A 12,326-nucleotide genomic window follows, 5' to 3' on the forward strand; every position below is an offset into this window, starting at 1 on the left:
TATATTGAACACTCAAATGAGTGTAACAACCTAACCTTTGACTGCACCTAAGGTAAGACCTCTAACGATGTATTTCTGAAAGAAAGGAAATACGAACATCATCGGACCAATCGCCAGAACAGCAATCGCCATACGTGCAGATTCGCCTGGAATCTGATCCAGATTAATATTAAGCCCTGCCTGCATATGACTAGTCAAATGTTCCAGGTTGGACATGATACTTTGCAACAGGTACTGCAGGGGAACGAGATTGCTATCCGAAATATAAAGCATTGCCAACCACCAATCATTCCAATAGCCCAGCGCGTAAAATAAACCGACAGTAGCCAATGCTGGTTTGGACAACGGCACAATAATACCGGCGAATATGCGCAGCTCGCTGGCCCCGTCGATTTTTGCCGATTCGATGACCTCGAACGGCATGCCCATCAGAAACCCGCGCATGAGCATGGCAAACCATGCGCTCACACCATAAGGCAGGAATAAGGCAAATATCGTATCCTGTAGATGCAGAATCTTGGTCATGACCATGTAGGTAGGCACAAGCCCGCCATTAAAAAGCATTGTAAAAAATACATAAAACGTCGTAATGCGGTGGTATCGGTAATCTCTGCGTGTCATGACGTAAGCGACAGTGGTTGTTAGAACGAGGCTCAACATGGTACCCACGACCGTTACAATAATCGTAATGACATAGGCATTGATTAACTGCTTTGGTGTTTGCAGCAGATACGTATATGCCTTGCCTGTGATATGTTGAGGAATGAGGCTGTAACCATAATGAGCGATATCTGAATCGGAGGTTAAGGACACAGACAGCACATAGATAAGCGGAATGACAGTTACAATTGAAGTTAAAATGAAAAATAAATGATTTAAACCTTGAAACCATTGCTGTGCTCGACTTCGGATCGGCATAGCTATCTCCCCCTTCAGGCTAGAACAACGCGCTCTCGCTGTCGATTTTTTTGACGATCCGATTCGTTATAAGAACAAGCACAAGCCCGACAAACGATTGATAAAGTCCAGCAGCCGATGCCATACCAATGTCTCCTACGACCCTTAGAGAACGATAGACATAGGTATCGATAACATCGGTAGTGGCGTATAAGGCTCCTGCGTTGCGGGGAACAAAATAAAACAAACCGAAATCAGAATAAAAGATTTTGCCGACATTCAGCATAAAAAGCAAAAGGACCAATGGCACAATTAATGGATACGAAATACGCAAGATCTGCTGAAATCTGGATGCTCCATCCATGGCTGCTGCTTCATAATAGCTAGGATCAATTGACATCAATCCGGTATAGAAAATAATTGCCGTGTAGCCAACATTTTTCCATAGATACGTGAGCACCAGGATAACAGGCCAGTACTTAGGATCGGAGTACCAATCAACCGGCGATATATTCAGCCATTCCAGCAGCTTATTAACGGCACCGTAAGCAGGATTTAGCAGGATATACGTTAAATAGCCCACGACGACCCAAGATAAAAAATAAGGGAAAAAGAGTATAGTTTGAAAGGCTCTCACTGCTTTTCTTCCAAGCTCAGCTAACAAAATTCCGAATACGACCGATGCCGCCAGCCCGATAACAATGAACAGTGCGTTCAGCATCAGCGTATTGCGCGTTACTCTGAGTGCATCCTGGGATGTAAAGAAAAATTTAAAGTTGTCCAGACCCGCCCAATCACTTCCCCAAATCCCCTTAGCATAGTTAAAGTCCTTGAACGCTAGCACAGCCCCAAACATCGGTAAGTAGGAGAAAGCAAATACAAACAACAGTGCCGGAAGGGAGATTAAAAATAAGCTCCTGTTTTTTCTCAAATAGTTTAATTCTCTCTTCAGTGCAATCACAGTTTCACTCCTTAGGGTAAATTATTATTCAAACCTGATTGGCACCCTAAATGTAAAATACACATGGAGAAATGGTAAACTGCTCATTTTATTCTTACTTGTTGCATCAACCGTACTTTTTAGATTGTCGCCTGTTCACGAACTGTATTTTTTTGTTATTACACAAAAAACCGTTACGCAGCAAGGCTTTAGCGGCCTATGTTCACGTAACGGCTGGTCTCCTCACACTCGATCCTTTACCCGTTTGGCAATAAATTCACGTGGAGTTGTTCCAAATCTGGCTTTAAATACTTTATAAAAATAACTCTCATTTTCAAAACCAACTTTACGAATAACATCTTGAATGGTTAACTGCGAATTCTCCATCCACTCAACGGCCTTCTCCAGCCGCACCCGATTAATATAATCAGGAAGAGACATTTGTTTGTAAGCTTTAAAAATTTTTCCGACCTTAGCAGGGGAGACTCCAATAATTATCGCAATCTCTGCTGCCCCCAAATTCAAATCTGCATAACGTTCATCGATCAACTGCTCGATGCGAAGCGCTTTTGTTATATCTTCAGAGACTTGACTGCTCTCTACTTCCTGGTTACTCGTAACTTCATAAATGACCTCCATTAACTTGGTTTGAAACTCGTTGATCGTTTCAATTTCCAGCAGTTCTTTGCTCATTAGAATGGCATTTACTTTAACAGGTTCTTTTCGCGTCTTATTTAACTCATAAACAAGATACTTAAATTGATTGACAGTATGCAGCAAAGACAACATCATATCGCTGTATTCGAGTTTTTTCACTTCATCCAACAAAATAGCAAGTTTATCGGCTGATCCCTTATAGTTGACGTTCCGAACCTGGACAAGCAATTGATTCTCAAGATCAAGCACCCGATCCATAGAGGGGATCTGACCTAATTGCTTGAAATAATCCTGCGTTAACACAGACATTTTGCCAGCGAGGAACCGATACATGGAGACAGAGAGCGCTTGCTGATAAGCCGTCGTTAGATGGGTATGGGCTGTAACGCTTGCACTTAAAGCAGCAGTAATTGAAACATGATAACATTGCACCACATACCTCTGACACTCTTGAAGCAGCACTAAGATGGACGCTTCCGGTATTTCTTCCTGCGGATTCGCCTGTAGAATTACAGCTATGTGATCATTGCGCAAATCAACCGCTTCGGCTAAGCAAGCTTTACGTAAAAATTCCGAGACGATATTCATGATGGCGAATATGAGGAGCTCTTTCTCCTCCATCTTTTTATCAGACAACTGATTATAATTATCAAATTTCAAAACACAGACCATAAAGATTTGCTCCTGCCGGAAAGGCAGCTTGTACGCTTTGCAGCCCAATTCAAATTCCTCTTTAGAAACCGATAAACTGTTTAATACCCACTTGCTTAAAAAACGATTCTGTCTATGCTGCTGACCAGAGATCTTCTCTTGTTGAAACTTCTCAAGCTGATTAGCCGAATTCCTGTAAACATCTTGTAAAAAGATAAACTCATCCCTTGTCGCACTAGTCTCCCCTTGGGCTAGGTGGCTCGAACGCAGCTGCGAAACCAGCTGTTCTACAGGTCTATAGATCCCTCTGGATACTTGCAAAAGAACTAAGAGTGTTACAACCAGGACAATAGCCGTTATGACAATAATGCTCGTTCTTAGTTTTATTAAATAAACGTAGGCTTCATCATAGGGAACTGTTTTGAACAAAACCCATCCGGTATTATCAACCGGGATATAGGAAGCCAAATATTTGGTGCCATCCAATTTTACGTCAAAATAATTTTGCGACTCTCCCAACGATGGATACTTCGCTTGTAATAGTGCTTCTAACCTCGTTCCTTCTTCAGACAACTCCTGACTCACTTCAATAAAATCCTGCTTGTCACTGAGAATGAACATTTTGCTGAGCTGCTCGGCCTCTACATTGTTAATCGCTTTAATATTATTGAACAGCCATTCTAATTTAACATTAATAATGACAGCCCCATCCATACGGCCATGCTCGTCTGTCAGTTCATACATCACATAAGTGATCACTTTTTCCTTTTGTTCATGCTGTGAATCAAGGCTCACATTCATCTCTCGGATGAATGGCTTCAGTGGCGGCAGATCCGATCCTTTAGCTTGAAGCAAACCCTCTAATTCCTTATCTTGATAGATAAATTGTCCAAATGTGGAGTAATAGCGCTGCTTGTTATTGTTATAAATGTATACCGACTGGACGAAGGAATTGCTCCAAACGACGGAGCTTTTCAGCTTATTCATGACATTCATATAGTCAAATGTCTCTTCTTCTTTCAAGTACATTAAAGACCGCACATCATTATTGTTGTAAGTCGATAAAAGTAAATTACGAACCATTGCATCTAGATATTCTATGTTGTATTTGGTCTGTGCAAGGAGCTTCCTGCTATTATTATATTCGTTTTCAAAAACCTTCTCCTGCACGTTATAATAAACGACACTTGATAAAATAGATGTTACTAGTAAGATTAACGAAGCAAACCATAAGTAGATTCGGGCTAAATATTTTTTTGAACCCAGCCTCTTAGGCATTTTCACTCTGCATACCCCCACAATATCCAAAATGAAATTAGTTTACTCTATATATGTAACACTGGAATTTCCAGGATAAATTATATTCTAAATATTTCGACAGCTTTCGTCTATCCCTAAATTTAAAGTTACTTTCTTTTATAGGGGAGTCCCGTGAAAATAGCCTATCTACGCACAAAAAAAGGGTATCCACAAGTTGAAATGCTTGTCGAATACCCTTTTTTATGTACTTAAGATAATTGCTCCACAATGCGATCAGCAAGCGGATACACAAGCTCCTCCTCCAAGGTGAAGTGCCTGAGCAGGATTAAGCAGGCCGTCATTAATTCCGATGCCATCACATGCAGGAATTCCTCATCTATCGGCACTTTCATCGCATTAACACCGTCTACGAAAGTTTGCACAACTCTTTTTGCCAAGTCATGATCCTGTTCTAAAACGGTTATGGAACGGGAGACCGATAGCGCAGTCGTCGGATGCAAATAGGATTGCAGGTGAGGAAACAGCTCGTTTTCCTCCCACTCCGAATGCTGCTCCAGCTCTTCCACCAGTGAAAGAATCAGATCTTGGAGTTCAATCAATTTACACATGCCTATTGAGCAATCCTCGAGGGAGTACAAGGAAGCAGCCATCGTGCGGATTTCGGCAAGCTGCCCGCGCATCTGTAAATGTTCCTCCTTAAGACGTTCTACGAGTATGGGAAAATAGCCCGGATCCACGATATACTCCCTATTCGTTTGAATGCTCAAACGGTCTTTCATTCTACATCCTCCTTTGAGTTCTCCTCTGAAAACTTGATGAAGCAAACGCAAAAAGCTGACCTTTCTGCATTATCATTCTATGCAGGTGGGGTCAGCTATCATGCGAAGGAATAAAGAACGACTAGAACATTTATCGAATACGGCTCTCTGTTAATTGGAACTGATTCATGAGCTGGAGCAGCGATTGCGTAATCGCCCCGACATCTCCCGTCGTTTGGCGCACGTGCAGCATATCCTGCAGCAGTTCTTGCACGGTTTGCTCGACCTCCGCGGAGATTTGGCGGTTCTCCTTGCTCACACCCGCTACCTTCTCCATCAGCGCTACCACTTCCTCCACCACTTGCGTTTTCATGGTGTCATGGGCGCTCGCGCTACTGAGAATCTCAGAGGCCGCCGCAACAATTTGCGTCCCTTCCAATACGACCTTGGTGCCTTCCTCCATCGAGATGAAGGCTTCATTCGCATGGCGTTCGATCTGTTCAATCGTCTCGTTGATCTCCGTCGTCGACTTCTTCGTCAGATCAGCCAATTTACGAATCTCACCTGCGACGACCGCAAAGCCTTTGCCGTGCTCGCCAACTCGCGCAGCCTCAATCGAGGCATTCAGTGAGAGTAGATTCGTCTGAGCCGAAATTTCCTCAATGACTTTCAAAAGCTTTGGTATTTCTTGCGTAGTAAGCAGGAACGTCTGAATGGTCTGATTCGTTTCGGCTACCTTGGCTGAAATCTGATCCATTTTATAGCCGATGCGCCCCACTTCATCCTGGGCTACCGCAATTTGATCCGATGCTTTTTCTTCCAGCTCGCGCAGCGTGCCGCTCATATTTTGCGTAACATCCTTGGCTACGTCAATGTCCTTGAGTTGTCCGCGCAAAGAACGAATCATATTATGTATCTGAACGCTCATCCGACCTGTCGATTGCTCTGTCGAGCCGGTCGATTCATTGAGCCGATCTTGACTGATCTGAACCTCAGCCGCCGCTTGCTTCACTTGCAGCATGATGCCCTCAAGGGAATCGATCATATTGTTGATCCATTTTGCCAACTCCCGGGTCTCATCCCCTGCAAACTCCTGCACGCGCAATCGCTGCGTCAAGTCCCCGCTGCCTTCCGCGTTCAAGCGGATGAACTTATTGATTTGGGCAAGCTGCTTAACAACCTTCTTACTGCCTTTGCGTCTGATGATGCCGGAGCCGATCCAACCGTATATTGCACTGGCAGCAGCTGCAATCGCCGTGCCCAGCCCGCTTGAGATATGACCGTTTAACAGCCAAAAGCCACCAGCCGAGAGTAATATAAAACCTACAATAAATCTAATTTGCAAACTGAACATTTTCCAATCGATGCTGCGAATCCGGTATACCTCTTCCAGATCCCCTTCACACATCATCCCCCATATATCGGGGCAATGCGGCAATTGGAACGTAACTCCTTTCCCAATAACCGATATGTGGCGGTAATCCGAATAACCCGGAAATTCCACGAACAGGTTGTTCCCTTTGGCAATGGTTCCTGCAACACCCGGGTGCAGCTGTCCTGTTGCCGGATCTGTGAAGATCAGCTCCAGCTCCGTATGATCCTTAACGCCGACTATACCGAAATCCGTCCGTACGCCGTCTTTTAAATTATCGCCATGCGTAAAAGTCAGATCCTCAAACCGACTTCGGGACAACGCCGTACCTGGAGCAACCTGCTTATTCAACACCGGCTTCGCCATGAATAAATAGTTGTCGCCTGAGTCTGGATATATGTGTCCGGATTCCCGTTGAATCAAGTCCCCAAGCACATCGTTCGGCACGCGGCCGCAGATAGCCCCTTTCCACTCCCCGTTCTTCGCCAAAGGTAAGATAAAAGCCATCGTCATAGCGTCATGAAACGGCGAGGTGCTTGGACCAATTTGTAAGGTTAGCGGGTCAGAAAATGGCCCAAACAAACATTTCTCCCCTCTGCGTGTCTCCTCTAGCCCCTTCATAAGGCCGCTTCCAGCGACATACGTCTTCCCAACGTGAGCAGGGTAGGTCGAGTAAGTCACACCAGCTCTTTCATTTAATATAAAAATTTCCGAAAAATCAGCCCCACTCTTCAGCGCAGCAGCGAGCATTTTCTGTATAACTGCTGAATCTTGAGAAATCTGCGAAGAATTTGAAGCCGACTCGGATAACATCGCATGCAACCTGTCCAGATGAGACCAATAGGTTTCCACCCAGCTTCGCAATATTTCTGTCCGTGTATGAGCTATCCCTTCAAAGATATGTTCAACATCTTCCTTCAGGTGATGATTCAACCGATATGACCACCAAAGCGGCAATCCTTTCCGAAAACCTAGCCAATCAAACATACCCCGTCCCCCTATATTCACATACAATGTGAATTTTTTTAACATTTATCTTATTCGACATTTTATAGTTGTTTCTGTCGTAACGCAAGACAAAAATAGGAATTTTCGAAAATCTTTAATACTTTTTACCTACAAGGTATTTCCGTCATATTAATTTTACGTCAGCTATATTGACATAATTTTCTGAAAAATCTACAATATAAGAAAATATAGGCATCGCCATCAATTTACGTTATATTCTCTACCACAATTTAAGAATGAAGATCAGAAAGGAGGCCTGGTTTCTGCTTCGGGCCCTTATTTCCATGTAGCTTCCGAATGCATAGTTAAGAAACCAGGAAGCTGCGATGTCAAAACCTGAGAATCTGGTCACCACACCCTATGATCCCCACCCCTTTTACGATGAAATGTTTATGAGCGCCTATTCGGTTCGTACCCATTATCAAACAGTGTTCCGGCAGTTCATGACAATGAAATCTGGCAATTTGAACAAGCGCCAAACCGCTACCATGAAACGGATGATGGAAGAAGGAATTACCTTCACACTCTACAGTCCTGATCAGACCGAAGCGCTCGAACGCACGATCCCTTTCGATCCAATTCCACGTATCATCCCAAGGGATGAATGGCTTAAGCTTGAAAAAGGGCTTGGACAGCGCGTGAAGGCACTCAATTTATTTCTTAAGGACATATACCATGACCAATGCATCCTCAAGGATGGTATTATTCCAAGAAAAATGGTTCTCTCGAACTGCTATTTCCGGCCTGAAATGATGCGTCTATCCATTCCTAATGATGTGTACGTAACCGTTTCTGGCATCGACTTAATCCGCGATGAGCACGGCGAATACTTTGTTCTCGAAGACAACCTCCGATCGCCGTCAGGTTTTTCCTACTTATATAAAAGCCGTTCTATCATGACGCATTTATTCCCCGAGCTCGTGTTTAGCCATTCCATCCAAGATATTGAACAAAGTTTAAATGTGTTTCTATCCGCTTTGCGCAGACTTAGTCCTTCCGGGAAAAAAGATCCGGTTATCGGCCTGCTTACCCCAGGCTGTTATAATTCAGCATATTTCGAGCATACGTTCCTTGCTCAGCAAATGGGGATCGAGCTTGTAGAAGGCAACGATCTCGTCGTCATCGATCATAAGGTGTACATTCGCAGTATCAAAGGACTTCGCCAAATCGATGTGCTTTATCGCAGAATTGACGATGATTTCCTTGATCCACTTGCCTTTGACCCAAGTTCCATGCTGGGTGTCGCAGGCATCATGAATGCCTACCGCGCCGGCAACATCAACATCGTCAACGCTCCAGGCACTGGCGTAGCCGACGACAAAGCCATTTATGCCTATGTTCCAGACATGATCCGCTACTATTTGAACGAGGAACCGATTCTGAACAACGTGCCTACTTACATTCTCTCCAGACCGGATGAAAGGGAGCATGTGCTTCAACATTTGAACACGATGGTCGTCAAAGAAACGTCCCTCTCGGGCGGATACGGCATGCTCATCGGACCTACGGCTTCGGAGAGCGAAATAGCGGATTTCAGACTGAAAATTATAGCGAACCCTGATCGCTACATCGCGCAACCAACCATTCAGCTGTCGAGAGCACCCGTCATGCTGGACGGCCAAATGGCAGCGCGGCATATTGATCTCCGTGCCTTCGTTATCGCAGGTGAATCGATTGAAGTCATTCCCGGCGGACTTACGCGGGTAGCGCTCAAAGAAGGTTCACTCGTTGTGAACTCCTCCCAAGGCGGGGGCTGCAAAGACACATGGGTGACGAATTCGTAGAAATCCACATTTAGATGGGAGGCCAGCGGAATATGGTGATGATGGGACGAACAGCGGAAGCTTTATTCTGGATCGGACGGTATACGGAAAGAACAGAGAATCACGCGAGGTTAATTGATGTATATTATCATATCCGTGAGGAACGGGAGAGCGGCAGCGGTCAAATTTGGAGCCGGCTAATCGATACAATCGGCGACAGAACTGTTTTTAATGAGCAATATAGCAGCTGCACGGAGCAGCACGTCCTTCAATACATTACACTCGATAAAAATAATGTGAATTCCTTACTCGCCTGCACCAATCATGCCCGGACCAATCTGCGCAATATCCGGGAGAAAATGCCCGCAGAGCTGTGGGACATTATGAATGGCTTGTATTTGTGGCTAAAAGAGAAAGATGTCCGCGATATCACAAGCGATTCACCCCATTTATTTTATCGTTTCGTCCGAGACAATTTATCGATGTTTCACGGGGCAGCGACCTCTGTCATGCCGCGCCAAAATGAATGGCATTTCATAGAAGCAGGACGATATCTGGAGCGCGCTGAGAATCTGCTTCGCTTGCTGCAATCCTTATGCCAGGATTACGCCAAGGAGGAAATGTCCTCCTACCCGCTTATGCTCTCTGTACTAAAATCAGTTAGCGGTTATGAATCGTTCCGCAGAGAGTATGCGGACACGGTTAACCTGAACAATATCATCAAATTCCTGATGCTGCATGAGGCCTTTCCAAGATCAATCAGCTACTCTTTTCAAGCGTTGGAACGTTCCTTAAAGAGCATCCAACTCGAAGATCCCGATTTGAACATGACGGTACACAAACTAGCCAAGCTGGCAGGGAAAGTGAAAGCTAACCTAGCCTGCATGGATGAGGAAGATATTTTATCCGGAAAATTGGAAATGACCTTACAGGCTCTCCGTGAATCGTGCAACCTAATGGGCTTACGGATGTCCAAAGTCTTTTTTCCCTCCAGGGAGGAGGTCATTGCATGAAGAAGCTGGAGATTACGCATATTACACGTTATTCCTATACGGATACGGCACAGGACAGTGTCAATGAAATTCGCTTGACTCCGCTGACTGACAATCGTCAATCCTGCTACCATCACAGTATTATCACCGAACCTGTATCTGCTTTTTTTACGTATTCGGATTACTTTCATAACCGTGTGCATGCCTTCACCGTGAATAAAATCCATCGTGAACTCACCATCAAAATGAGCTCTACCGTTGTGACGCACGATAACGATAACATCCCGAGCGCAGCTCTCTCCCCCTATGAGGAGAAGGCGCTGCGGCTCAGTGATGATTTCCAAAATGAATACGCGGAATACTTGCTCCCTACCAGCTACACGGGGCTCACAAACGAGATCAAGACCTATTCAGATGCGATTAACGATCAACATATTTCCTTATATGACTTGCTGAGCACCATCAATACTACGATCCATCGCGATTTCACCTATGATCCCTCTGCTACGTCCGTACAGACCACTGTAGGTGAAATGTTGAAGCTTAGAAGAGGCGTGTGTCAGGACTATTCGCATTTGATGATCGCCGTTTGCCGAGATAAGGGCATACCTGCAAGATACGTGAGCGGCTATCATTTTGTCGGCGATTTGCAAGGAGGCAGCGCTGAATTTACGCAAGCCTCCCATGCCTGGGTAGAGTGCCTAATTCCAGGCAGCGGTTGGTTTGGGTATGACCCTACCAACAACTGCGAGGTCAATTGGCGCTATATCAAGTTAGGCCATGGCCGCGACTACAACGATATTGTTCCTGTCAAAGGGGTGTATCGCGGTGCCGGACAACAAGACCTTGAAGTCATCGTAGACGTCAAACTGATTGAGTAAGCCTATCAGAAATAGGTGAGGAATAGGCACTTGCTTGCTCCTCACTTATGTTTTGGGCACCCAACACTGGGGCTCTGTCGTGATTGTTTCTCCGGTTGAAATAGCTTTCTCGATCATCATCCCGAGATACTGGTCCTGCGAGGCTTCTTCAAGGCTATAGAAGCTAGGCCCTCCAAAGGTGTACTCAGCCATTTTCTGCAGGCAGGCGGCTATAGCAATTTCGTCATCGTATAATCTTGCTGGAGCGAATGGGTTCTCATAAACCCATTTGTCACCGCATAGAATTCCTTTCAGATAATACCCTTCCGCATTTTCCAGCTCGCCTCTGTTCATGCGCTGCAGCTCCAATCGAAGCTCTGCGCATGATTCCTGCTGAATCAGAACCCGATTATCGAAAATTTCCCCGCGTTCTCCTCTAACGGACAAATGATTGAAGCGTGTCCATGAGCGGTGCTGGTCTTTCGTAAAATCATAGATGCCTAGGCGATCGCCAAAATCCAGCCAAGCCAGATCTCTCTGTGAAGGAACGAGTTTATCTTCCGTAGGCGGACCACTCCGTGTGGGACCCTGAACCCACGCGGACTCAAAACGCATCGCCTTAATCCGAACATCTTCGAAATTGACTCCTAACATTTTCCGAATTAAACTGACGCCATGGTATAAATGTGAAATGGAAACCGTTGTTTCCGTAATTTTACCCAATTGCCCGGTACGAATAAGCTCCAAACGCGCTTGCTGAGCTGGATGAAAATGGTACTGCTCCGCTACCTGAACACGAGCACCTTTAAGGGTTAACCGTTCATGCAATAGCTGAAGTCCACCCAAATCAGGTGCAGGTGGCGTTTCCAACAAAACGGGAATCCCCCGCTCCGCCAACGTCAGAAGGTAGTCTAGACTTTGAGAGGGGGAGACGGAGACAACGACAAAATCCGGATGTTCGCTTTCTAAAAGCTGTTCAAGCGAGCGGTATGTCGCTGTCCCCCACTTCGCTTCCATTTCCTTGCCTTTGTCTTCACTTCTGACAACCATTCCGCTAATTTCAAACCGCTCAGGCAGCGCCTGCGCAATTCGCAGAAAATATTGCGCACGAAAGCCGGCACCACCGATCAAGCTGAATTTCACTGGTTTCATCATAACTACCTCTCCC

At 45.2% G+C, this 12,326-nt stretch carries 9 protein-coding genes; 3 read left to right on the forward strand and 6 right to left on the reverse strand.

What is annotated here, in order from left to right; translation table 11 throughout:
- Positions 1 to 30 precede the first annotated feature (30 nt).
- From AC58UW_RS08425 to AC58UW_RS08445, 5 genes are all read right to left on the reverse strand, one after another.
- Entirely contained in the window at positions 31 to 918 is an 888-nt protein-coding gene (locus AC58UW_RS08425) for a carbohydrate ABC transporter permease (protein ID WP_497420243.1), read from the reverse strand.
- Between the two features lie 19 nt (positions 919 to 937).
- Positions 938 to 1,858, reverse strand: coding sequence for an ABC transporter permease (locus AC58UW_RS08430; protein ID WP_497420244.1), 921 nt, complete (start codon positions 1,856 to 1,858; stop codon positions 938 to 940).
- 222 nt (positions 1,859 to 2,080) lie between these two features.
- Positions 2,081 to 4,423, reverse strand: coding sequence for an AraC family transcriptional regulator (locus AC58UW_RS08435; RefSeq protein WP_497420614.1), 2,343 nt, complete (start codon positions 4,421 to 4,423; stop codon positions 2,081 to 2,083).
- A 230-nt stretch (positions 4,424 to 4,653) separates the two neighbouring features.
- The gene (locus tag AC58UW_RS08440) at positions 4,654 to 5,184 is read right to left on the reverse strand and encodes a hemerythrin domain-containing protein (protein ID WP_497420245.1); all 531 of its coding nucleotides are present in this window, start codon (positions 5,182 to 5,184) and stop codon (positions 4,654 to 4,656) included.
- A gap of 130 nt (positions 5,185 to 5,314) precedes the next feature.
- Complete coding sequence (locus AC58UW_RS08445; protein ID WP_497420246.1) at positions 5,315 to 7,522, reverse strand: methyl-accepting chemotaxis protein; 2,208 nt, start codon at positions 7,520 to 7,522, stop codon at positions 5,315 to 5,317.
- Positions 7,523 to 7,869: 347 nt separating this feature from the next.
- Between AC58UW_RS08445 and AC58UW_RS08450 the strand changes: the two genes are divergently transcribed.
- The 3 genes from AC58UW_RS08450 to AC58UW_RS08460 are packed head-to-tail and all read left to right on the forward strand — an operon-like array spanning position 7,870 to position 11,179.
- Entirely contained in the window at positions 7,870 to 9,327 is a 1,458-nt protein-coding gene (locus AC58UW_RS08450; RefSeq protein ID WP_497420247.1) for a circularly permuted type 2 ATP-grasp protein, read from the forward strand.
- Between the two features lie 32 nt (positions 9,328 to 9,359).
- Positions 9,360 to 10,319, forward strand: a complete 960-nt coding sequence (locus AC58UW_RS08455; protein ID WP_497420248.1) for an alpha-E domain-containing protein — start codon at positions 9,360 to 9,362, stop codon at positions 10,317 to 10,319.
- The gene (locus tag AC58UW_RS08460) at positions 10,316 to 11,179 is read left to right on the forward strand and encodes a transglutaminase family protein (RefSeq protein ID WP_497420249.1); all 864 of its coding nucleotides are present in this window, start codon (positions 10,316 to 10,318) and stop codon (positions 11,177 to 11,179) included. Before AC58UW_RS08455 ends, AC58UW_RS08460 begins: the two co-directional genes overlap by 4 nt.
- A 45-nt stretch (positions 11,180 to 11,224) precedes the next feature.
- Here AC58UW_RS08460 and AC58UW_RS08465 read toward each other — a convergent pair whose 3' ends face one another.
- Complete coding sequence (locus tag AC58UW_RS08465; protein WP_497420250.1) at positions 11,225 to 12,313, reverse strand: Gfo/Idh/MocA family protein; 1,089 nt, start codon at positions 12,311 to 12,313, stop codon at positions 11,225 to 11,227.
- Positions 12,314 to 12,326 lie beyond the last annotated feature (13 nt).

This window comes from Paenibacillus sp. J22R160 (assembly GCF_059692135.1).